The 23,097-nt window shown below is 52.5% G+C and carries 26 protein-coding genes; 19 read left to right on the top strand and 7 right to left on the bottom strand.

From position 1 onward, the window contains the following. The first annotated feature begins 15 nt into the window (after nt 1–15). Nucleotides 16–1,218: a DUF1501 domain-containing protein gene (locus ACO0LL_RS02385; protein ID WP_422949285.1), complete on the top strand. Its 1,203-nt coding sequence runs from the start codon at nt 16–18 to the stop codon at nt 1,216–1,218. Here ACO0LL_RS02385 and ACO0LL_RS02390 read toward each other — a convergent pair. Beyond that, a complete protein-coding gene (locus ACO0LL_RS02390) occupies nt 1,190–3,451 on the bottom strand; it encodes an ATP-binding protein (RefSeq protein WP_422949286.1) in 2,262 nt (753 codons plus the stop codon). The genes ACO0LL_RS02385 and ACO0LL_RS02390 overlap by 29 nt on opposite strands. 149 nt (nt 3,452–3,600) lie before the next feature. Here ACO0LL_RS02390 and ACO0LL_RS02395 point away from each other — a divergent pair, with 149 nt between their 5' ends. Further along, a complete protein-coding gene (locus tag ACO0LL_RS02395; protein WP_422949287.1) occupies nt 3,601–3,726 on the top strand; it encodes a hypothetical protein in 126 nt (41 codons plus the stop codon). Between the two features lie 212 nt (nt 3,727–3,938). Beyond that, nucleotides 3,939–4,199: a DUF1161 domain-containing protein gene (locus tag ACO0LL_RS02400; RefSeq protein ID WP_422949288.1), complete on the top strand. Its 261-nt coding sequence runs from the start codon at nt 3,939–3,941 to the stop codon at nt 4,197–4,199. Nucleotides 4,200–4,300: 101 nt separating this feature from the next. Here ACO0LL_RS02400 and ACO0LL_RS02405 read toward each other — a convergent pair whose 3' ends face one another. After that, nucleotides 4,301–4,795 carry a GNAT family N-acetyltransferase gene (locus tag ACO0LL_RS02405; protein ID WP_422949289.1) on the bottom strand — a complete coding sequence of 165 codons (495 nt, stop codon included), beginning with the start codon at nt 4,793–4,795 and terminating at the stop codon, nt 4,301–4,303. Between the two features lie 32 nt (nt 4,796–4,827). Beyond that, nucleotides 4,828–5,166 carry a hypothetical protein gene (locus ACO0LL_RS02410; protein WP_422949290.1) on the bottom strand — a complete coding sequence of 113 codons (339 nt, stop codon included), beginning with the start codon at nt 5,164–5,166 and terminating at the stop codon, nt 4,828–4,830. Between the two features lie 278 nt (nt 5,167–5,444). On the opposite strand from ACO0LL_RS02410, the gene ACO0LL_RS02415 reads away from it, so the two are divergent. The 10 genes from ACO0LL_RS02415 (at nt 5,445) to ACO0LL_RS02460 (ending at nt 15,369) form a co-directional block, all read left to right on the top strand. Beyond that, nucleotides 5,445–5,948: a hypothetical protein gene (locus ACO0LL_RS02415; protein ID WP_422949291.1), complete on the top strand. Its 504-nt coding sequence runs from the start codon at nt 5,445–5,447 to the stop codon at nt 5,946–5,948. Nucleotides 5,949–6,083: 135 nt separating this feature from the next. Then, nucleotides 6,084–6,428 carry a DUF1840 domain-containing protein gene (locus tag ACO0LL_RS02420; RefSeq protein ID WP_422949292.1) on the top strand — a complete coding sequence of 115 codons (345 nt, stop codon included), beginning with the start codon at nt 6,084–6,086 and terminating at the stop codon, nt 6,426–6,428. Between the two features lie 4 nt (nt 6,429–6,432). Then, nucleotides 6,433–7,317, top strand: a complete 885-nt coding sequence (locus ACO0LL_RS02425) for a lysophospholipase (protein ID WP_422949293.1) — start codon at nt 6,433–6,435, stop codon at nt 7,315–7,317. 217 nt (nt 7,318–7,534) lie between these two features. Next, complete coding sequence (rsmB, locus tag ACO0LL_RS02430; protein WP_422949294.1) at nt 7,535–9,001, top strand: 16S rRNA (cytosine(967)-C(5))-methyltransferase RsmB; 1,467 nt, start codon at nt 7,535–7,537, stop codon at nt 8,999–9,001. A gap of 56 nt (nt 9,002–9,057) precedes the next feature. Further along, nucleotides 9,058–9,645 (top strand): DUF4390 domain-containing protein, encoded by a 588-nt coding sequence (locus ACO0LL_RS02435; RefSeq protein ID WP_422949295.1) that lies wholly within the window; start codon nt 9,058–9,060, stop codon nt 9,643–9,645. Beyond that, nucleotides 9,642–12,083 carry a sensor histidine kinase gene (locus ACO0LL_RS02440; protein ID WP_422949296.1) on the top strand — a complete coding sequence of 814 codons (2,442 nt, stop codon included), beginning with the start codon at nt 9,642–9,644 and terminating at the stop codon, nt 12,081–12,083. Before ACO0LL_RS02435 ends, ACO0LL_RS02440 begins: the two co-directional genes overlap by 4 nt. A gap of 213 nt (nt 12,084–12,296) precedes the next feature. Then, complete coding sequence (locus ACO0LL_RS02445) at nt 12,297–13,019, top strand: response regulator (RefSeq protein ID WP_422949297.1); 723 nt, start codon at nt 12,297–12,299, stop codon at nt 13,017–13,019. 63 nt (nt 13,020–13,082) lie between these two features. Beyond that, a complete protein-coding gene (locus tag ACO0LL_RS02450; protein WP_422949298.1) occupies nt 13,083–13,472 on the top strand; it encodes a GTPase in 390 nt (129 codons plus the stop codon). Nucleotides 13,473–13,761: 289 nt separating this feature from the next. Then, complete coding sequence (locus ACO0LL_RS02455) at nt 13,762–14,019, top strand: BTH_I0359 family protein (protein ID WP_422949299.1); 258 nt, start codon at nt 13,762–13,764, stop codon at nt 14,017–14,019. A 318-nt stretch (nt 14,020–14,337) separates the two neighbouring features. Continuing rightward, a complete protein-coding gene (locus tag ACO0LL_RS02460; protein WP_422949300.1) occupies nt 14,338–15,369 on the top strand; it encodes an adenosine deaminase in 1,032 nt (343 codons plus the stop codon). Nucleotides 15,370–15,405: 36 nt separating this feature from the next. Here the strand turns inward: ACO0LL_RS02460 and ACO0LL_RS02465 are convergent, their stop codons facing one another. Both ACO0LL_RS02465 and ACO0LL_RS02470 read right to left on the bottom strand, forming a co-directional pair. Then, nucleotides 15,406–16,572 carry an NAD(P)/FAD-dependent oxidoreductase gene (locus ACO0LL_RS02465; protein WP_422949301.1) on the bottom strand — a complete coding sequence of 389 codons (1,167 nt, stop codon included), beginning with the start codon at nt 16,570–16,572 and terminating at the stop codon, nt 15,406–15,408. Nucleotides 16,573–16,589: 17 nt separating this feature from the next. After that, nucleotides 16,590–17,597, bottom strand: coding sequence for a GlxA family transcriptional regulator (locus ACO0LL_RS02470; RefSeq protein ID WP_422949302.1), 1,008 nt, complete (start codon nt 17,595–17,597; stop codon nt 16,590–16,592). A gap of 130 nt (nt 17,598–17,727) precedes the next feature. On the opposite strand from ACO0LL_RS02470, the gene ACO0LL_RS02475 reads away from it, so the two are divergent. From ACO0LL_RS02475 to ACO0LL_RS02500, 6 genes are all read left to right on the top strand, one after another. Next, complete coding sequence (locus ACO0LL_RS02475; protein ID WP_422949303.1) at nt 17,728–17,994, top strand: tautomerase family protein; 267 nt, start codon at nt 17,728–17,730, stop codon at nt 17,992–17,994. Continuing rightward, nucleotides 17,991–18,422 carry an MAPEG family protein gene (locus tag ACO0LL_RS02480; protein ID WP_422949304.1) on the top strand — a complete coding sequence of 144 codons (432 nt, stop codon included), beginning with the start codon at nt 17,991–17,993 and terminating at the stop codon, nt 18,420–18,422. Before ACO0LL_RS02475 ends, ACO0LL_RS02480 begins: the two co-directional genes overlap by 4 nt. Before the next feature lie 55 nt (nt 18,423–18,477). After that, nucleotides 18,478–19,059 (top strand): gamma carbonic anhydrase family protein, encoded by a 582-nt coding sequence (locus tag ACO0LL_RS02485; RefSeq protein ID WP_422949305.1) that lies wholly within the window; start codon nt 18,478–18,480, stop codon nt 19,057–19,059. Nucleotides 19,060–19,210: 151 nt separating this feature from the next. Continuing rightward, nucleotides 19,211–20,443 (top strand): HDOD domain-containing protein, encoded by a 1,233-nt coding sequence (locus ACO0LL_RS02490; protein WP_422949306.1) that lies wholly within the window; start codon nt 19,211–19,213, stop codon nt 20,441–20,443. Between the two features lie 49 nt (nt 20,444–20,492). Beyond that, nucleotides 20,493–21,029 (top strand): DUF6985 domain-containing protein, encoded by a 537-nt coding sequence (locus ACO0LL_RS02495; RefSeq protein ID WP_422949307.1) that lies wholly within the window; start codon nt 20,493–20,495, stop codon nt 21,027–21,029. Next, on the top strand, nt 21,029–21,325 hold the full coding sequence (locus ACO0LL_RS02500) for a hypothetical protein (protein ID WP_422949308.1): 297 nt from the start codon (nt 21,029–21,031) through the stop codon (nt 21,323–21,325). The genes ACO0LL_RS02495 and ACO0LL_RS02500 overlap by 1 nt, the downstream gene beginning before the upstream one ends. A gap of 9 nt (nt 21,326–21,334) precedes the next feature. Here the strand turns inward: ACO0LL_RS02500 and ACO0LL_RS02505 are convergent, their stop codons facing one another. Next, nucleotides 21,335–22,525, bottom strand: coding sequence for a hybrid sensor histidine kinase/response regulator (locus ACO0LL_RS02505; RefSeq protein ID WP_422949309.1), 1,191 nt, complete (start codon nt 22,523–22,525; stop codon nt 21,335–21,337). Then, nucleotides 22,522–23,073, bottom strand: coding sequence for a chemotaxis protein CheB (locus ACO0LL_RS02510; protein ID WP_422949310.1), 552 nt, complete (start codon nt 23,071–23,073; stop codon nt 22,522–22,524). Before ACO0LL_RS02510 ends, ACO0LL_RS02505 begins: the two co-directional genes overlap by 4 nt. Nucleotides 23,074–23,097: the final 24 nt, after the last annotated feature.

Raw genomic sequence — 23,097 nt, forward strand, 5'->3', positions numbered from 1 at the left:
CACGGAGAAACAGACATGAAACGCCGAGACTTATTGAAAGCACTGGCCTTGCTGCCATCGACTGCCATGCTGGGCATATCCAGCCAGGTGATGGCTGCACCCGCCACACAAAACCGCCTTCTGCTGGTTTTTTTGCGCGGTGGCTATGATGCCAGTAACCTGCTGATACCGACATCAAGCAATTTCTATTATGAATCACGACCCAATATCGCGATTGCCAGACCAGGCTCGACACCAGATGCTGCTCTCGCGCTGAATGCTGACTGGGGCCTGCACCCGGCCTTGCGCGAGACAATTTACCCTATGTTCCAGCAGGGTGAAGCTGCCTTCATCCCGTTTGCCGGCACCGAGGACCTGACGCGCAGCCATTTTGAAACCCAGGACAGTATAGAAATGGGCCAGCCCTTGAATGGCAGCCGTAATTTCCATTCCGGCTTCATGAACCGTCTGGCCAAGGTGCTGGGCAATAATGGCAAGATGACAGCCATGTCCTTCACCGACCAGTTGCCACTGGCGATGCAGGGTAGCGCCCACATTGCCAATACGGCACTGCGCAATGTCAGCAAGAATAATGTTGATCAGCGCCAGCGCGACCTGATCCTGCAGATGTATGCCGACACCAGCCTGTCACAGGCAGTCAAGGATGGTTTTGCCATGCGCGATGAAGTTGCCCGCGAAATGCAGGAAGAAATGAACAGCGCCAACCGCAATGCGATTTCGACCAAGGGTTTTGAGCTGGAGGCACAAAGGATAGCCAGGCTCATGCGTGAGAAATATGCGCTAGGCTTTATTGATGTCGGTGGTTGGGATACCCATGTCAACCAGGGTGGCTCCAGCGGTACCCTGGCGGTCAAGTTCGAAGAGCTGGGTCGCGGCCTGGCAGCTTATCGCAAGGAAATGGGCGACAACTGGCGCAATACCACGGTAGTGGTCATCAGCGAGTTTGGCCGCACCTTCCGTGAAAATGGCAAGCACGGCACCGACCATGGCCATGGCAGCGTGTATTGGGTATTAGGTGGCGGCATCAAAGGCGGACAGGTCGCTGGTGAACAGATTGCGCTGGAAGCTGGCAAACTGTTCCAAAACCGTGACTACCCTGTGCTCAATGAATACCGTGCTGTGCTGGGTGGCTTGTTTGGCCGTATTTATGGCTTGAACGCGAACCAGCTTGATCAGGTATTTGCCGGAGTCAAGGCAAGGGATCTGGGTTTGGCGTAGGTAATTCCAGCCCGCCATTGACTTCTGTATGCAGGGGCAGGTCTATATAAAAATGCGTGCCAGTATGCAAGACATCCTGGCCCTCACCACCTACCTGCACAGCGTCATGCCCGGCATCCTGCGCCATGTAATAGCCTATATCGCCATGCATTTGCCGTATGATGGCCTGGGATATCGCCAGACCCAGGCCTGTGCCTCCCTTGGCGCGGGTGTCTGAAGAATCTGCCTGGGAGAATTTCTGAAACAGGCGGTCGCGGAAGTTCTCGGGTATGCCTGCGCCCTGATCTATCACCTCGATACGGATAAGATTGTCGTCCCTGGCCATGCTCATTACCTGCACCACAGCCCCCTCGGGTGAATACTTGCAGGCATTCGACAAGAGATTGGCCATGACTTGCTGGAAACGCCCTGTATCCACCATCACCATGGCTTGCTCCAGCTGGCTGCCAAGTACGATTTCAGTATTCATGCTCTGGGCAAAAGCCTGATTATTGCTAATCGCTGTTTGCAAGAGGTTTTGCAAAGGCAGGCATTCAAAGACGAAGTCCATCTTGCCAGCTTCGATTTTCTGGATATCGAGCAAATCATTGATGAGCCGCGTCAGGCTTTCGCTATTCTTGTGCGCCATCCCCATCAGGGCAGAGATTTTATCCGGCACAGCCCCCATGGCACCGCCCATGATAAGACCCAACGACCCGCGTATGGCGGTCAGCGGTGTGCGCAGTTCATGGCTGACGGTGGAGATGAATTCGCTCTTCATGCGCTCCATCTTGCGGCGCTCGGAAATGTCCCTGACGATGACGATCAGCTTGCGCCTGCCCGCATGGTAATACTCGGTGATCGCCAGTTCTGCCGGGAACAGGCTTCCATCCTTGCGCATGCGTTCAGCCTCGGTACGCAGGCAGCCGGTTTCCAGGAATTCGCGGCGGCTCATGGCCAGCCCCAGCAAATCAGGCTGGCCGGGTGGCGAAAAGAATTTGCCATTCTTGCCCACCACCTCACTGGCCGGATGTCCGTAGATCGCCACAGCAGCCGGGTTCAGTGCTTCTATCTTGCCGGTATCATCGATCATGATGATACCGTCCGCCGCATTCTGGAAGATGGCTTGCAGGCGGTCGGATGAATCTTTGAGCGCAATTTGCTGCTCGGTCAGGTTTTTGAGTAGATGCGCCTGGTTGCGGTTGATGACTTCAGCCTGTTGCTTGAGTTCCGTCGTGACGACCAGGTCCTGCTCGCGTCTTTCCAGTAAATTCACCAACACACTAAAGGCGGCGACGATAGCCAGGATGCCACTCATGGCGACAATGACGATGCCTGTACTGATTTTGCGCCAGTCAGCCAGATATAAATCTTCATCGACAGAAAAATTGATGATCAGTGGATATTTTTCGAGTGACTGCACGGCAGCCATCCGCGTAACAGATTTACCACCTTCTGACATACGCGGATTATTGGTGATCAGCACACCTGATTTCTTGTTTTTTTCATGTACCAGTTCATAGGTGCTACCCGTCAGATTACGCATGCCCATGACTTCGCCACGCTCTGGCCAACGCGCCAGATAGGTAAAGTCATTGCGTAGCAAGCCTATGGTGGCATGGCCATCGGCACTGAGTTTTTCATAAAACTGTGAATAGAAAGAAGGCGACATGCCAAGGATGACAACGCCTATGAATTCACCATCACTACCCGTCAGCCTGTGGCTGAGGAAAAACATCCATTTGCCGGTCGTTTTGCTGCGTACTGACGAACTCAAAAAAGTACCCTGTACCGGATTATCGCGCTGGGCGATGAAGTAATCACGGTCCGCCAGACTATAGGTAGGGGCGGGGAAGTTGCGCGAAGTATTGATGACATTGCCATCGACATCCAGCACGGAGATGACTTCTACAGCGGGCGATAATGCAGCTTTTTCACGCAGGAACTGGTGAAAATCATGGGTAGATAATTTGCCTGACAAATATTCAGCACTGACACTCCAGCGGTCCTGTATGCGCTCGGCGATGCTATCGAGTGCCGTATAGGCAAAATCCATCTGCTGGCTGACGGTTTCTGCCAGCACGACACTGAAGGTTTCAGTCTGCTTTTCCCACTTGCCGATTTCCTGTATGCGCAACATCCAGATAGCAGTCGCTGCACCGACGATGATGGCCAGCACCAGACTGGCCGCCAGCGCAATGGCTAAACGGCTGGTAGGCAATCCCGCTGGCTTCAATTCATGTCGTCCGGTCACGCTCAAAGCTGATCCTTGTGCTCAAGTCTGGCAAGTTGATAGACCCGTAAGTTGATAGACCCCTATATTGCCTGAAGTGTTGGAGTTTTGATTTTCAAATAATACTGTAATGTAAATATATTCTATTCCGGCGCTCAACAGTGACTGATATGTTTTTATATCGACAAGAAATAGACATAATCAAGGCAGTCTGGAACAAAGCGCAAGGTGCACGGCCAGTCGGCGGGATCGTGCCGCAACATGTGAGCCAGCATCAGCATGCCATCATGGCTTAGTCCCAGTTGCTGAAATGCACTCTGCAACACCGGAACTTTAACAGTCAGCAGCAAATTTGCAGACGATTTACCACGCTTTCTATGAAGAAACTATTTATTCCTGTTAAAAATATCCGGGAAATGTTACGGTTTTAAGAAGATACCCCAGAGACGAAGCAAGCATGGTTTGCCAGGGGGCGTATATAAAAAAACTTGGAAAGGGAACGGGCAAAATGAGAAAAAGCGTTTGGATCAAAAGTCTGGCCATCAGTTTATTGCTCAGCAGCGCACCGGCCTGGGCCGAAGTCACTTCCTGCGAAACGATCAAGGACAAGGTGGCGGCAAAGCTGGAAGGTAAAGGAGTTAACAACTACAGCCTGCAGGTAGTCTCCAAAGACACTGAAACCAAACACCGTGTGGTTGGCACCTGCGAAGGCGGCAAGAAGAAAATCATCTACAAGAAGGAAAAGGCTGGCAGCAAGGCCGAAGAATAAGCATTACGCCAAACTGATCAGACTGACCAGACTGATCAGTTTAACAAAGCGGATTTGCCCAGCCACCCTGGCTGGCAAAGCCGCTTTTTTCTTTTGCTGCCTTACAGCTCCCTGATCATGTAACAGGCTGGCCCGACATAAGTGCCCAGCTTTGCCTGTTGCTCTTCATTCAATTGAGTCTGCTCCATGAATCCCTGGCCTTGCCAGTAAGACTGGGTACTTTGCACAGACACCAGGCAGACATATTGCCAGCCTTGTGCGACTGCATATTCCAGCGCAGAGGCAAGCATGGCACGCGCCAGCCCTTGTCCGGCCTGTTCAGGTGCAACCGCCATATCATGCAGGTAAAGCGCATTGGCTGGCTGGGCCGGCTGAAACTCTTGCCCCAGGGCAGATATTCTCCCATGGCGTGAGGGATAGGCAGCGAGGTAAGCGACTACCTTATCCTCTCGCTCAACCACCCAGGCACAAGTTGGTGCAGCCGCCAGGCGGCTGGCCAGTAATGCCGGGGCTTCCACCATGTCGGCTACATAAGCCTGGGTCTGTATGTGATAGACAGCCGCCAGATCGGCTGGCTGCATGGTGCGTACCAACATTGCCTTATCTCTACTTGATTTCTACTTGCTCTCTACTTTGGAGCCTTGGCACTGGCTGAAGCGCCGCTTTCTTCGACTTTGGGAGCTTCTGATTTCGCCAGTTCGGGTTTGACGACATCGATCTTGTTTTCCCGCATATAGTCGTTCATTTCCTTCCATCCCGCATACACGGCTGAACGGGCAGCATCGGGATTGAGGGCATAACAATCTTCTATAGCGCGGCCAGCATGGCGGCAAGCGCTGCCGGTGGCACGGGCATCTGATTCGCGCGCTGCTGCATCCCTGGCTGGATCGGGCAAACCCAGACGGTCGCAAGCCGTCAGCGATGTCAGCATCAGCAAAAAAATCCCGGAGAACTTAAAAAATGACATCACGGCACCAAAAAATGAAATGAAAACATACCAGACCTGCCTTTGCAGAATGGTCTATACGCGGTTGTCATAATACCCCACTGTATACCTGCACAGAATGGCTTATTGCTGAAGACAGAGAGGAAAACACCTGCCAATTTTGCGGACCTTGGCTTTCAGACGCAAAAACAGGCGCGCGCTGTACAAAGGAATTATCATGTAGCACTTGAGACATGTTGTTGACGGCAAGAAAGCCATAAACATGAATGTCTTCCTGCAATCTTATCGATTTGGTCTCCATGAAACCTGTACTCCCTTATGCCCTGGTACTTGCCAGCCTGCTACTGTTGAATGCCTGCAGCCCTAAATTTGACTGGCGCGATGCGCGCGGCAGCAATGCGCCTTTTACCATCCTGATGCCGGGCAAACCCCTGAGTGACAGCAAGGACATGCAGCTCGAAGGCATCAAAGTGAAAATGGATATGCTGGCCGGTGAAGTCGGCGGCATCAGTTTTGCCGTTGGCAGTACCAAGGCGAAAGATGCCGGCAAAGCAGGCCTGATCATGGAAGCCATGAAAAAAGGCATGATCAACAACATTCAGGGAACACCGGAAAACACCAAAAGCCTGAGTGCAGACATGCTTCAAGTGCACGGCAAACTGCGCAATGGCCAGCCTGTCACGATGGTGGGGCGTTTTCTGGTACGTGGCCCCTGGATATATCAAATTATCATGCTTGGTCAGGAAAAAGACATGAAACAGGATGTCATCGACACCTATATGACGTCTTTCAAATCCTACTGAAGCAACAATCTGAAACGACAAGCCGCTGATTTGGGATTATTATATAAGGACGCGCAGCCAGCCCAGTGCCGCTAGCGCACTGCAGGTGTTTGGCCGCATTATCTCCACATGTCTTAGAAAAAAAGGGAAACGCCCATGCTGATCACGTTTAAATCCAAAGCTGCTACAGAAATCACCATGTACAAGGAACATGCGCGTCGCATCCTGGAATTGTTGAATAAAGATGTAGATCGCGGCATCATCACGCCGCCTGAACTGCCACACGCCATACAAACCATAGAAGCTGCCGTTGCCGAAAGCAAGGCACATCCAATTTCTGAAGAAGTCAGCCGCGACGTCAATGCACACCATAATGAGAATGGTGATGACAATGACCATGAAGCACCAGAAACAGTGAGCTTTGCCACCAGGGCCTTCCCTGTGCTTGAAATGCTGCACGCCGCCAACAAGATGCAGCGCGAAGTGATGTGGGGCGTGTAAAGCCATGACTTCCCACGTAGAAAATACCAGGGAATTTGAATTACAGACCAGCGATGGCAAGGCCATCTTTGTACGTGACTGGCCACTGGCAGATACGCTCATGGAGCAGCCCCGGCAAGGGGTAGTCATCATGCATGGCCTGGGCGAACACTGTGGCCGCTATGCCCATGTTGCCAGATTCTTCAATGCCCTGGGTTTTGTCGTGCGGACGTATGATCACCGAGGCCATGGTCAGTCTGACGGTGGCAGCGGTGACGTACCAGACTCGATGTGCCTCTTGCGTGATGCGCAAATAGTTATCAGTGACTTTAGCCAGTCACTGGCGGGCCCGCCCATATTATTAGGGCATAGCATGGGCGGCCTGTTCGCTGCCCGCTATGCGCTGGAGCAATTAAGCCCCTTGCGTGCGCTGATTTTATCTTCCCCTGCGCTGGCGATACGCATGTCCAGCCTGCAACATGGCTTGCTGAAAGTAGCTTCCAGCCTGATCCCCGGCGTTGGCTTGCCAAATGGCTTGCAAACCCGCTATTTATCCCATGATGGCGAAGTGGTACTTGCCTATCAAAACGATGCCCTGGTGCATACCCGCCTGAGCGCACGCCTGCTGACCAGCATGTTGCAGGCCATGGATTATTGCCATGCCCATGCTGCGGAATTAAGCATCCCCCTGCTGATGATGGTGGCAGAGGACGATCACCTGGTCGATCCTGCCGGCAGCAGGCGCTTCCTGGAAAAACTGGATGCGTCCCGGTTCAGTGAGCATTTTTACGCCGGTTTCTATCACGAGATATTTAATGAGCTCGATGCCACCAGGGTATTCGACGACTTGCGTACCTGGTTGGAACTCCAGCAATTTACCCCTTTGGAACAGATACAAAAAGCCGCCTGAAAGCAGTTTATCTGATGGTGAACATGGAATTGGAAACCAGCCAGGTATGGTTTCGCCCTGAAGAAAACAGATTAAGGCAGCAAGGCTGTTACACTAGCGCCCTTTCGCCATGATCCGGCCTGCCAGTTTTATAGGCAGAATGTGCTGGCGGGCGAATTTATGTTAAATTGCCACAAAGGCAATTTATTGCAGTATTGCGAATCCATCTAATAAAAATATGCAAGATCAACCAAGAAAAACCCTGGGCCGACCAGCCAAACCTGCCCGCAGTACCAATGCAGCGAGTGGCAATGCGCATGGCAGCACTGCGCGCGCAGGTAGCACATCCCGCGACAGCAATAAGCCACAGGTCGAATTTGAGACGGTAGAAGTCAAGACAGACTCGCTGGCTTTTAGCCTGGTCGGCGCAGCACAGGCCGTGGCCTATGTGCTGGAAGGTACGGCACTGCCACAGGCTTTGACGCGGGTATTCACGCAAACCAACCCTTTGCCGCAAGCCCGTGGCGCAATCCAGGATATTGCCTACCGTACCATGCGTCAGGTGGGCCGGGTTGATGCCTTGCTGAAGATTATGACCAACAAGACGCCGGAACCGGCATTGTTATATAGCCTGCTGTGTTGCGCGCTGACCTTGCTGGTGGGCAACGAAGGCGATGAAGAAAAAGCGTATGAAGAATTTGTGGTGGTGGATCAGGCAGTGAACGCCGCCACCTCCAGCCCGCACATGGTATTTGCCAAGGGCATGGTGAATGCCGTACTGCGCCGCTACCTGCGTGAGAAAGATGAATTACTGAAGCTGGTCATGAAGCAACCGGCAGCCGCATGGAATTACCCGCAATGGTGGGTAGATCAGTGCAAAGCAGCCTACCCGCAAGACTGGCAAGCGATCTTAAGCTGTGGCAACCATGCCCCGCCTTTGACTTTGCGGGTCAACCAGCGTGCCAGTACTGTGGCTGCATATCTGGAATTACTGGCCAGCCAGCAAATCGGTGCCAGCCAGATAGGCCCGTTTGCCGTACGCCTTGACCGTCCTATGCCGGTACTGAACATCCCCGGCTTTGAAGCTGGCGTGGTGTCCGTGCAGGATGCCGCAGCGCAACTGGCCGCTCCTTTGCTGGATGTGCAGGCAGGCATGCGGGTGCTTGACGCCTGTGCGGCCCCCGGCGGCAAGACTGGCCATTTGCTGGAACTGGCCGATATTGAACTGACCGCGGTCGATACCGACCCGGCCCGTATCCAGCGCATTCATGAAAACCTGGCGCGCCTGAAATTGTTTGCGACCATCAAGGAAGGTGATGCCACCCGTAATAACTGGTGGGATAGCCAGCCGTATGACCGCATCCTGGCTGACGTGCCCTGCACGGCCTCTGGCGTGGTCAGGCGTCACCCGGACAGCCGCTGGCTGCGCCGCAAGACCGATGCTGCCCAGCTGGCGGCCCTGTCCGCCCGCATCCTTGATAATCTGTGGCGCATGCTGAAACCGGGCGGCAAGATGCTGATGGTCACCTGCTCAATCTGGCCGCTGGAATCCGAAGCCCAGGCAGCCGCCTTTGCCACCCGCAACGGGGCAGAACGCCTGGATGCACCGGGCCAATTACTGCCCATCATGGGCAATACGTCCGAAAGCAACAACGAACATGACGGTTTGTTCTATGCATTGTTTCAAAAACCACTGCAAAATTAACGAATGCCAACAAGTTCAAGCTATCATTAGCAGACTTTTGTTTCCGTATTGATTGCATGTTCAGACGTTTAGCTTCCCTGCTGCGCCAGTTTTCGCTGACTTTGATGTTGGCGCTGTTGGCAATGGCAGTGGTGCCTGCGGCCCAGGCTGCCGATGTGGAAGTCAAAACCGCCAGGATAGAAGCCAGTGACGAGGGTTACCGCCTGGCTGCCAGTTTCTCGCTGGAACTCAGTGACAGCTTGCGCAAGGCTATCCGCGATGGCATCCCGGTATCGTTCACGACCGAGGTAGAGCTGACCCGTTCACGCTGGTACTGGGTGGACGAAAAGGTCGTGCGCAGCGAATACCTGGTCAGGATTGCCTATAATGAGTGGACGCAGCAATATACCGTCACCATTAATAATGGCTTGCAACAAAACTTCGCCTCTCTCGACACTGCCCTGAACCTGGTGACACGCCCGAATCGCTGGCTGATTGCTGACAAATCCCTGCTCTCGGCCGGTGCCACCTACAATGTTGCCTTGCAATTGCGCATGGGCCTGAGCAAGATTCCCATGCATTTGCAGATACCCAGCTTTAACGACAGTCACTGGAGCCAGAAAACCGAGTGGAAGCGTTTTTCCTTCAAGGCTGAAGACAAGTGACAAGATTTTTGCGGTATGCACTGATTATCGGCGGTGCTCTGATGAGCATCCTGCTGTTTTTCCTGACTACAGTCCAGGAAAATTCTGCGCGTTTTGAGCGTTACTATGAATGGCTGCTGGACGCCAATGCCGTGGTTGCGATGGCCTTGCTGGTACTGGTGCTGACGCTGGTATTACGCTTGTTCCGCCGTTTCCGTGCCAAGGAGTTTGGCTCCAAGCTGATGACCAGGCTGGTGGTCTTGTTTGCCCTCGTCGGTATTTTGCCGGGCAGCGTGATTTACCTGGTGTCGGTACAGTTTGTCTCGCGTTCCATCGAATCCTGGTTTGACGTCAAGGTTGAGTCTGCGCTCGATTCTGGCAAGAACATGGGGCTGACTGCGCTTGACTTCTTGCTGGCGGATTTGCAATCCAAGGCCAATGACATGGCTTCAGAATTGTCTGATCCGTCTGAAAGCTCGATGTCCATCCACTTGTCGCGCCTGCGTGAACGCATGCAGATACAGGAAGCTACTATCGTCAATAGCAAGGGCCGCTTGATTGCCTCTGCCAATGATAATGTCGGTAGCCTGCTGCCTGAATTGCCTACGCCCGAAATGATCAGGCAAGTCAAGCTGTCGCGTTATTACGCTGCCAGGGATGAAAAGCTGATACAGCCTGCGACGGATGATCCCACTACCAGCTCAGCAAGTTCTGCAAGCGCGGCAAGTTCAGCCATCAGCGCAGAAACCCGTGGTGCCACCAGACCGGCATTGGCACCTGAACCTGCCCGCATCCTGCGCTCGCGCGTGGTGGTGCCGCTGCGCATGACAACGGGCTGGATATCCCTGCAAAATGAAGCCCTGTACCTGCAACTGATACAACCCGTACCAGCGAACCTGGCCATGCATGCCGAAGCGCTGAGCAATGCCTCGCGCGAATACCAGGTGCGCTCAATCGGCCGGGTGAACCTGAAAAAGATGTACATCATCACCCTGACGCTGACGCTGTTGCTGGCGATAGTTGCGGCCATCACCAGCGCGTTTTTGATATCAGGTGAGCTGGCCAGGCCGCTGTTGTTGCTGGCAGAAGGTACCAAGGCCGTGACCGAGGGCAATTTCTCACCCCGCCCTATCGTCACCAGCACCGATGAGCTGGGCAGCCTGACCAAGTCTTTCAACACCATGACCAGGCAATTATTCGATGCCCGCGCCACGGTAGAAAAAAACCGTAATGAGCTGGAAAACGCCAAAGCCTATCTGGAATCGGTACTGGCAAATATGTCTGCCGGCGTGATGGTGCTGGACCAGAATGGCAATCTGGTGACTTGCAATGAATCAGTAGAACGTATCCTGCAACGCAGGCTGGAAAGTGAAATCAATAAGCCGTTGGCCGATATTGATGGCATGCAGGCTTTTGCCTTTGCCATTTCCAAGGCTTTTTCAGAACAGCATGCACAATCAGCCGCTGGCGGTGAAAATGAACGCGAGCAGCACTGGCAACAGCAAATTGAAGTGCCGCGTCCGAACAAAGGCAAGAAAGCTACATTGCCAGCAACACCGGCAGCACCTTGTGCACCGGGTGCACCAGGTGCACCAAGTGAAGCAGTCGTCGCAGAAGACGAACAAAGCATTACCCTGCTGGCGCGTGGCTCGCATTTGCCGGTGGCATCGGGCAGTGGCTATGTGGTCGTATTCGATGACATCAGCAACATCATTTCTGCACAGCGTTCCATTGCCTGGGGTGAAGTAGCGCGCCGCCTCGCACATGAAATCAAGAACCCGCTGACCCCTATACAATTGTCGGCAGAACGCCTGCAAATGAAATTACAGGACAAGCTCAGCGAAACCGATGTACTGATACTCAACAAGAGCACGACCACCATTGTCAACCAGGTGACATCGATGAAACGTATGGTCGATGATTTCCGTGACTATGCGCGCACGCCACCAGCGGTGCTCATGCCTTTGAATCTGGCTGGCCTGATTGATGAAGTGCTGCACCTGTATATCGCCGGCGATGGCAGGGACGCCATCAAACTGACCATGGCAGCGAATTTGCCCAAGGTCATGGGTGACGCCACCCAGATGCGCCAGGTAATTCACAATCTTTTACAAAACGCCCAGGATGCGGTTGCGGACAATACCACTCCCGGTTTTGTAGCGCGTATTGATGTCATCACCGATGTAGTGCGCTACACTGGAACTGACCAGATAGCGCACTCTGCGGTACGCCTGTCAATTATCGATAACGGCCCGGGATTTTCCAGCAAAATCCTGGCAAGGGCTTTTGAACCCTATGCCACTTCCAAACCACGCGGCACCGGTCTGGGGCTGGCAATGGTGAAGAAAATCATTGATGAACATGGCGGCAGGATCGATATTCAAAATCGCAGCGATACAAACGGTGCAAAAGTAGCGATTTTGCTGTTAAAGTTAGCACCGGATTCAAATACGGCATAAGTTCGCCGTACTTGTGGTAATAGTTGTGCAGTAGTTGTTCCGATATTCCCAAAAGAGGAGTACGGCTAAAGAGCAGAAGGGGCACTTTGAAATTGTCATTCAACACAAGCACATCGTTTTCACCAGCCCGTCTGGAGCAAACCATATGCAGACTTGAACATCGAACGGTAAGAAGCACCCAAAAAAACATAGAGGCGGTAATAGGGTAGATTTATGGCAAATATATTGGTCGTAGATGATGAAATGGGTATCCGTGAATTGTTGTCTGAAATTCTCGGTGATGAAGGTCATGTGGTTCAACTTGCTGAAAATGCTCAGCAGGCGCGTCTTGCCAGACAGGAAGCCAGGCCGGATCTGGTCTTGCTTGATATCTGGATGCCGGACACGGATGGCGTTACCCTGTTAAAAGAATGGCAGCGTGACGGCTTGCTGACGATGCCTGTGATCATGATGTCAGGTCATGCCACGATAGATACAGCGGTTGAAGCAACACGGATAGGTGCCTTGAATTTCCTGGAAAAACCCATCGCCCTGCAAAAACTGTTGAAAGCAGTACAGCAAGGCCTGACCCGCAGCACAGAGCCAGCCAAACCGGCAGCACCTGCCTTGCGCGTGATCAGCAATGATAATCCTGCCAGTACGGGCATGTCCGGTAGTTTTGGCAGTGCAACACCGGCCTATGAAGCCAGGCATTTTTCTGCTGCCCAGCCTGTTGCTGCTGCACCAAATAATCAGTTTGCCAGCCTGTCGTTTGACTTGCCGCTGCGTGAAGCCAGGGATGCATTCGAGCGTATTTATTTTGAATACCATCTGAACCGCGAAGGCGGCAGCATGACCAGAGTGGCAGAAAAAACCGGCCTGGAACGCACGCACCTGTACCGCAAACTCAAGCAACTCGGCGTTGAGTCCATGAAGTATGCGAAACGTGGTGAATAATGTTGCAGCACAGCACGATATGAGTAGTGCGTGAGTAGAACGTGAGTACGGCGTGAGTGCAAAGTGACAGCAGCAAAAGCGCAATTACATCTGATACACGGCGCAAGTTATACCGAAAGGGAGGCGGCAATTGCAGCCTCCCTTGCCTGTTTACTTGACAACAGCGCGGCCACAGACAAGAACATCGTCATCCTCGAAGGCTTGCCTGATGGGCAAGATATCCTGCGCCCCACTGACCTATTGCACATCAGCCGCATTGCCCCCGGCTGCTTCTGTTGCATAGGCAACCTCAGCCTGCGCGTCACATTGAACCGCGCCCTCAGGCAAAAACCAGCTAATATATACTTAGGCATCGCCAGTGATGCCCACCTGGATAAACTCCTGCTGACACTCCAAGACCCTGCCTACACTAACTTGCTTGAAATCAACAGCACTGGCACGCCGAATTCTTGATCTTTTTAAATCAATACGATGCAGTGCCGTCAATGCCAGAATAGTCACATCAAACACTAGCTTGTGAACCAATGTTAAGTCGCTAAAGTCGAGACGTTGCCATGCCGTAATACTTGGTAACAGCACAGTAACGCAGTCGCAAGTGTCGTTGAGGAAGCATAGCGAGCATCCCAGCCTCAAAATCGCTCCACGCTCAGCTCCATCATCGGCTATTGCTTGAAATTCGCTGTATTTACATCATGTACGGTTAACCCGGAGGCATCCCCTCCAGCCAGAAAGGATGCATAAAATGAATATCATTTACAACAGCGATCAATATAGCGTCATCGAATATGGCGCAGATACTGACCACGAAGCCCTGCGCTTTGGTGGTTATGAGATTACCGACAAGGCAGTACGCCGTGAATGGTTTATTGGCGGCCCGCTGGCGATCAATTTCCGCAAGGACGTAACTGAACTGATCGCCAATGAACCCAGCATAGAAGAAATCGATGATTTCCTTGGCCAGTTTGATGGCTATATGGGTCAAAGCGTGTTGTTGCACTAATCTGCACTAATCTGTACCAACAGGTATCCGGCACCACCGGCAGACAATGAAAACGACGCGATAATCAATATGGGCGATGGATAGGGACGATGGCTATGGCCGTCGTCCATACTAGCCAATACTAGCCCGTACTACTTTGCGCCTGTTCAACTGCTGGCTGTAAAAACCCCACATCATCAAGCACTGGCCTGTATCAATATGCGGCCATCTATACAGAACATCATCTGGTTTTGATATCCTGAAAAGGGTGCAGTGATATCTTCAGCGTATCATTGCCATACTTTTTATCTGGCATTACCCTTTTTCAGGTTCAAGATCATGAGTACTCAACTGCACGACTTTATCCGCGGCCTGCCCAAGGCAGAATTGCATTTGCATATAGAAGGTTCGCTGGAACCTGAACTGATGTTTGCCCTCGCGCAAAAAAACGGCGTGCAACTACCCTACGCCAGCGTAGAAGAAGTACGCGCAGCCTACGACTTTGCAGACTTGCAGTCTTTTCTCGATCTGTATTATGCCGGTGCTGCCGTACTACAAACCGAGCAGGATTTTTTTGACCTGACGCATGCCTATATAGAGCGCGCCCTGGCCGACAATGTGCGCCATGTGGAATTGTTCTTTGACCCGCAAACCCATACTGCACGCGGCATACATATCACTACCGTGTTCTCAGGCATCGCCCGCGCCTTGCGCGAAGCGCGCGCCAGACACGGGTTTTCTGGTGCGATGATCTTGTGCTTCCTGCGTCACCTCAGTGAAGAAGATGCCATAGCCACGCTGGAAGCAGCCCTGCCCTTGCGCGATGAATACGCTGACCTGTGGACAGGTGTGGGTCTGGATTCTGCCGAAGTCGGCAACCCGCCAGAAAAATTCGCCCACGTGTTCACGATCGCGCAAGCCATGGGTTTTCGCCTGGTCGCACATGCTGGCGAAGAAGGCCCGCCAGCCTATATCCATAGCGCCCTGGATGTCTTGCAAGTCGAACGCATAGACCACGGCGTACGCGCAGAAGAAGACCCTGCCCTCATGGCCAGGCTGCAGCAAAGCCGCATGCCACTGACGGTCTGCCCCTTGTCAAATTTAAAGTTGTGCGTAGTCAAGGATATGCGCGAACACAACCTGGCGCGCATGCTGCGTGCCGGTTTGTGCGTGACCATCAACTCAGATGATCCGGCGTATTTTGGTGGATACATGAATGCGAATTACATCGCCACTGCCGACGCGCTGGAACTGGGCAAGGAAGAATTGCTGCAACTGGCGCGCAATGCCTTTGAAGCCTCGTTTGTCACGCCTGAACAAAAGCAGGTCTGGCTCGATGAGCTGGATGCTTATGCTGCCAAGGCTGCATAAGCGGACAGCTTCAAATCACGCTCTTAGATCACACTCTTAAATCACATTCTTTTCCAGCAGCGGTCTGCCATCCAGTATGCGCTGGGCAGACAAGGGCGATAAATCCAGGCTGCGGTAAGCGCCGTCTATCAATAGCTCTGCAATACCGCGCCCGGTAGCGGGTGCGTGTTGCATGCCATGGCCACTAAAGCCATTCGCCAGTATCAGGTTTGCCAATTGCGGGTGCGCGCCGATGACGGCATTCTGGTCAAACACATGGTATTCATAATAGCCAGCCCAGGCTCTTTGCATGCGCAGGGCTTCAAAAGCGGGAACGCGATTGGCCATGATTTGCCAGACTGTATCGAACTGCTCATAGTCTGCTTCCAGCGGTGCATCATCGGGATCATCCTCCGGTGGCAAGCCACATATCCAGTGCTGGCCTTCTGGCCGCAACCATAAACCGGATGGATCTATGATGAGCGGGCAGGCCGGTGTCTGCGCCGGACTGGAGACCACGAACACGGTACGTTTGCGGCCAACCACAGGCAAATCAAAACCGGTACCCACCAGTAAAGGCCGCGCCCAGGCACCGGCTGCATTGACGGCGACATCACATTTGATGACAGAACCATCCTGCAAACGTACGCCAGTTACCCTGCCATTCTCCTGCTCAAAGCCTTGCGCATCTGCCTGCAGATAACTGACGCCCAGGCTGCGCGCCTTGCGGCGAAATGCCATCAGCAAGGCATAACCATCAAACCAGCCTTCACCACTGAGACCCAGCGAACCTAAAGCCAGGTCAGCTACATTCAGCCACGGGAATTTCTGCTGCAGTCCATGTTGATCAAGCAGGGCGACATCAACATTTTCATGCTTTTGTATCTCATGATTTTCACGCAAAGTGGCCGCACCGGCATGGCTGGCAAGATACAGATAACCATGTTCGCTGAGACCGAGTTCCGGCAACTCGCCATCAACCGCAAGGTGCTGATGCAAGTCACGCAGGAAGGCGATGCCGAATTGCGACATCTGTATATTCAGCGGTGTGCTGAATTGCTGGCGTATCGAACTGGCAGACAGGGCGGACGAGGCGTGGGTATAAGTAGGGTCACGTTCCAGCACAGTGATCCTGCCCTGGAAACGGGGATGCACAGCTAAAAAGTACGCCACCGCACTGCCGATGACGCCACCACCAACGATCATTATATGTCTGTTATCCATTGCCGTCCTTATGCCATCTAGAATCTCAATCCAAACCTGCGCCGGTAATCCTTGGGCGTCACTTGCGCCCATTGCTTGAAGATTTTACTAAAGCTCGACACATCTTCATAACCACAACGCGCTGTAATATCTTCGAGAGACAGGCGGGTGGTTTCCAGCAAAGCCTTGGCGCGCTCCACCCTTAATTGTTGCACATAGTGGATGGGGCTGAGTTTCATCGATTCCTGGAAGCGCCTGAGCAAAGTCCGTTGGCTGACATTGCAATAACTGGCCAGGTCAGCCATGGCCCATTGTTGATCCAGGCGCTTGTTCAGCCAGCGCCGTGCACGCTCAATAACGGCATGACCCTGATCCTGCATGATGGCCTTGGCGACATAGGGCGCCTGGCTGTTTCTATTGGCATCAACCACCAGTATCTTGGCCGTCATCTGGCGCAGTTCTTCCCCCGCAAAATGTCCTACCAGCCATAACGACAAATCGATATAAGAAGTCACGCCGCCAGAAGATACCAGTTGGCCATCCACGACGATGAGCTCTTCTGCCTCCAGTAAAACCTGCGGGAAATTCTTGCGAAAATATGCGCTGAGCCACCAGCTAGTAGTCGCACGGCGACCATCAAGCTTGCCCGTCCTGGCTAGCAGGCTGGTGCTGGAACAACTGGAAATCAGCAGACTATCCTGCTGCAAATAAGTCTCCATCAATGCCTGCTCAGGTGCCAGCGCATCAAGCAAGCCATCAAGCTGGTTGCTGTCTCTGTGATCTACGCCAGGCACCATGAGGGCATCAAGCTTTTGCTTATGAATATCGTGTGCCTGAAAATGCAGGCCATCTACTTCTTGCAGTATGTCACCACGGGCGCTGACCCAGAAGGCTTCAAATTGCACAGGCTTGCTACCCGCAGGGCGTATGCCTGCCAGGGTATTGGCAATGGTAAATACATCCAGCGGCATGACTGCCCCGCTGCGCAGGCAGCCGGGATAGACCAGTACGCCTATGCGTATGATTCCTTCATTTGTTGTCTTCATTGTCATTTGGCTGCCTTGTCCAATTTTTACCGCCTGTCCAATAAACACCTTTTTTTGTCGATTCAGCCAATGGTAGTACTTTTCTGCACACTGCACAATGAAGTCTCTTACAACAGACAAGGAGTACGACATGCCCTACGTGCAAATCAACACAATTAAAGGAATGCTGAACATAGAGCAGAAACAGCGCCTGCTGGAAAAAATTGCCGATGTACTGGTAGAAGTGGAAGGTGGTGGCAACGCTGAATTCAAGAAATCCATCTGGATCAATATCCAGGAAAGCGAGGCTGAGGGATGGTCCATGAGTGGCTTGCGTCCCTCAAGCCAGCAAATCGCGCAATTTACGACGGCCAGGGATGCACGCAACGGCAAACAAGACGCAGAGAGGGCAGTATGATGAGCTATCCCGCCCTGTCGGGCTTTGTACTGGCCCTGCTGGCTCTATTCGTCAAAGCCAGCCTGCTGAGCGGCGTACAGGTAATCAGCCGCATACGCAGCCGTCGCTATCTCTTGCCAGAGGATGCAGGCATGTTTGGCCTGCGCTCTGTAGAAGCAGAGGCCGACCTGGTACAGCGCTGCGCCCGCGTCTGGCGCAATGATGTAGAAAACCTGCCGCTCTTCCTGGCCCTGGCGCTGACTTATACCTTGCTCGGTGGCACGCAAGCAAGCGCCAACTGGCTGTTTGGCAGCTATGTACTGATACGCTACCTTCACACCATCGTCTATCTGCGTGGCCTGCAACCCTGGCGGGCAATGCTGTATCTGTCTGGCATGGCGGTGTGCTGGATAATCGCCATCAGAATACTTCTGCAAATGCATCTGTAAGGCAGTATGCTGTTATCTTTGATGAGCTGACGTAATTCATTTTGGGGAGGAGCAAATGGCTTTCATCGGTCCGGATGTCACACTTGATAAGCCCGCCTATATCCATGACACGGCACAACTGTATGGCAAGATCAGTGTAGGCCAGAATGCCTCAATCTGGATGAATGTGGTAGCACGGTCTGAGCATAAGGAAATCATCATAGGTCCTTATACGAATATCCAGGATTTTGTCATGCTGCATATTGGCGACCAGACGCCCACCATCATAGGCAGCCATTGCTCCATCACCCACCATTGCACCATCCATGGCTGCACCATAGGTGATAACTGCCTGATAGGTATCAATTCCACCATCATGGATGGCTGCGTGATAGGTAATAACTGCATTATTGCGGGACATACTTTTCTGAAAGAAGGTACAGTCATTCCTGATAATTCCATCGTTATGGGTACGCCGGGCAAGGTCATACGCACGCAAAACAATTATGTGCGCAACCGCCTGAATGCCTATATGTATTACAAGAATGGCCTGGCCTATGCGCAAGGTGAATACCGGGAATGGGCGAGGGAAGAATTTCCTGCGGAAATCATGGCTGAAATTGCCATACTGAATGCCCAGCTTGCTGCTGGCGAATGACAATTTAAGTTAAAACCTGACAACAAACTCACGATAAGCCTGGCCTGGGATTGACATGCCCACGGCAAATATACACACTGAAACTTCTGGCGCGTCTTGAACATCAACAGCATCAAAATGCGCTATCTCAGTTTGAATCGAAAGGGCAGCCATGGCGAATACCCTGAGCAAATTCTTCAACCGCCTGTTCGGTGCTGAACAGGCCGCGCCAGCCAGCGCGCAGCCTGTGCCTGCATCTGCACCTTTGGTTGAGCCCGTGACAAGCCCCAAGGCAGTTGCACCAGCAGCCACTGCTCAGCCCGAGCCTGTTATTGTGATACAAAAAACTGAGCCCGCTCCTGCGCCAAATTCCACGCTAGCTCCTGCACCGGCGCCTGCTTCAGAAGCCGCCACCAGCACGACTGCCAGCACAGCAAAACTCATTACCTGGAAACCTGCGCTGCCGGTAGAGAGCCTGTTCTTTGACTGGATCATGGGCTACCCCGGTGAAGGCAGCAGCCTCATCGATAATGAACAACTTGCCATGCAAGCCTTGTATAAACTGCTGGCATCTGACCTCAATGACGCTGTCATCGTGCCACGCGTGCCCAGCGTCATACCCCAGTTGCTGAACAGCCTGCGCAGCAAGACTATCTCTACCGGAGAACTGTCGGGCCAGATCGTCAAGGATGTGGTGCTGGTCGGGGAAGTCATCAATACCGTCAATAGCGCCCTGTACAACCCGGCTGATCGCATCAACAGCCTGGAAAAAGCCGTCATGATATTGGGTGAAGAAGGCTTGCGACTGGTGATCTCCAAGGTTGCCTTCCGGCCCATCATCAATCTCAATGCAGGCAAGTTCACCCGCCGTGCCGCCCCGCATATCTGGGCACAGTCAGAAAAATGTGCGGTTGCCTGCCATACCCTGGCGCGCGATATGGACCCCTTCCATGCCTTTTTGACTGGCTTGATGAAAAATGTTGGCCTCATCATTGCCTTCCGGCTGCTGGACCAGGTATGTGTGCAAGGCAAATTCAAGTATTCCCCTGCCTTCCAGCCCATATTCGCCTCAGTTGCAGCAACCCTGTCTTACCGTGTCGCCCAGCGCTGGGAATTTCCTGCGCATGTCATACTGGCCCTGCAACAGCAGACCGGTGGCAGCAAAGCCATAGAATGGAGCCCGCTCGGTCATTTGCTGCACACGGCTGATCTGATCGCCAAGACCCGCCTGCTGGTCAATCACGCCCAGTTGAATAGTGCCGACAAAAAACTCAGGGTAGGCCTGAGCCCGGATGAAATCCATTGCCTGGATCATTTGAATGAAATCCAGTTGTATGACACAACAGGGGTGCAACAACATCCGGAAGCAGAAGCGCAAACTCAGGCAGGTAGTGTGGGACAATAGTGGTTACGGCAAATATTGCCTGTCTCACTACCACTAAAGAAAACCCACTATGAACATCCCCGGACTTGGCCCAGTAGAAAAAGATGAAGAAAATGGCTGGTACATCAGCCATCCAGTACTGATACCAGCCTTACAAGAACAGGAATATGAATTCCTGCTCGAAGGCTATGATGAAGCCGACGATGCGAGCAAGGCAGATTTTCATACTGCTATTGCCAATTTTATCAAGCTTGATCCTGCTGTATTGAAAAAAGCAGAAGCTGATATCTTTGCTTATTATCAGGATGTAGCCAACTACCGCAAATCAGAAAAACTCGATGTGGTGCAGATAGCCCAGCCTGCAGATGTCTGGCAGCACATACAGTATGGCTATGAAGCCCTGGTCAGCCAGCGCCCGAATGGCGACAAGACAGTCTATGTTTCTGTTGAATGTGATTGCGACTGGGATGAAGAAAATGGCTTGCAACTGGTTTTTCGCAATGGCACAGAAATCAGCAAGCTCGGCCCTTTTGATGATTACCTCAGCAACGCGGATGCCTTTGGAGAAGCCAGCCTCGACAAAGTGGTATATCAAAGCCGGGGCTGATGACGACAATTGAAATCAGGCCCAGGAATGGTGATGAAACCATAGACTGGGCTGATTTTGCCGGAGCCGATATGCTGTCCCAGTTGATCTGGGATGGTTTATCGGAGGCGGGTGGTGCATGGCATTACATGAATTTCACCAGTGATATGTCGATCTGGGAATCCACGCAAGATTCCAGCACCATCACCATGATTTACAAGAATGACTGCCTGGAACAATTGCTAGTAACACGTGGCCTTGCTTACGACCACTTGTTCCCCCTGATACAAAAATTTCAACTCACTACAAGCTCATAAATATTGGCTTCAGGTCTCTGTCAAAGGCAATACGACCGTAAAGGTAGAACCTTCATCGACCACGCTTTCGACCCTGACAAATCCCCCATGTGATTCTGCCAGTTGCCGGGTAATATACAAGCCCAGGCCCAGGCCACCCGACGAGTCTGAATTCAAGGCACGCTCAAATGGGGCAAAAATACGCTGCAGGTTTTCATCGGAGATACCTATGCCCCTGTCCTGTACCCGGATGTGCACACTGTCTTCCTGCACCACACCAGACACGGTAATCGGTCTTTTGGCCCCATAGCGCAATGCATTGGTCAGCAGGTTGATGAGCATTTGCTCGATGCGGAACTGGTCCCACATGCCGGTCACAGGCTCTATCGTTTCCAGCTCTATGGTGCTGCCACTCGACAATGCCTGGGCACTCAAGTCATTGACGACACGCTGCAGCAAACTGGCCAGCTCGGTAGGCTGACGGCGTATGGATAGCTGGCCACTCCTGATACGTGATACATCCAGCATGTCATCAATGAGGCGTACCATGCTTTCAATCTGGCGGCGGTCACGCTCCACCATTTTGCGCATGTTAATCTCATTAAAAAACTCAGTGTTGTTGCGGTCAAGTTGCAGCGTGCGCAACTGCGACTCCAGAAACAGGGTATTCAAGGGCGTGCGCAATTCATGCGCGACCATGGACATGAAATCATCGCGCATGCGTACAGCGCGTTGCAATTCTTCCTGCGCGAAATGCAAATCTTTCAATAAGGCTTCCTGCTGCGCCCGGCTGATTTCCAGTGCCAGCACTTGCCTGCGGCTTTCATTGCGTTGCTGGTAAAGGGCGACAAACACATTTACCTTGCTTTGCACTGCATGAATATCCAGAGGTTTGTGCAAAAAATCTACTGCGCCTGTTTCATACCCCTTGAAGGCATAATTGAGTTCCTTGCCTGCTGCACTGACAAAAACGATGGGAATATGCCGCGTTTTTTCTGTACTGCGCATCATCTCGGCCAGTTCAAAACCATTCATGTCCGGCATTTGCACATCCAGTATGGCCATGGCAAATTCATGCTCCAGCAATAATGCCAGCGCCTGGTCACCAGATGCAGCCTGGAAAATCTGACGGCCCTCATGACGGATGATAGCCTCCAGCGCCTGCAGGTTTTCTGGCTTGTCATCGACGATCAAAAGTTTCGCTATATTGTTCGTGTTCATACTGTGGTTTTCAATCTTAATAACAACTGATGAATCTCATGCAAGGGCAGTATCAAATCAGGCTGCATTTGCGCTAGGGCGGCCTTCGGCATGGTGGCAACTTGCGCCTCGCCAGGATCCTGGACTACCGTTAATCCCCCATGATTTGCAATACAACTCAAGCCATAAGCCCCGTCCTGATTGGCGCCTGTCAGTAATATACCCACCAGGCGCCTGCCATACACATGGGCAGCAGACTCCATCAGGATATCAATTGAAGGGCGCGAAAAAAATACTGGCGCTTCACAGCTTAAGGAAAAACTGTAATCTGTTTCTATCGACAAGTGATAACCGGCACTGGCAAAATAAATCGTGCCAGCGCTGATGATATCCTTATCACGCGCCTCACGGACTGGCAATTTTACAAAATGTGCGAACAGTTCAACCAATTTGCTTTCACGGTTCTCTGGCAAATGCAGCAAGACAATAATAGGTAAGCCATAATCAGCTGGCAAACCCGTCAATATGTCTTGCAATGCACTGATACCCCCAGCCGAGGCGCCGATCACGATTGTTTTTTTTATGTCCGCACC

The sequence above is a fragment of the Undibacterium sp. TC4M20W genome (genome assembly GCF_049340245.1).
Lineage (GTDB): Bacteria > Pseudomonadota > Gammaproteobacteria > Burkholderiales > Burkholderiaceae_D > Undibacterium.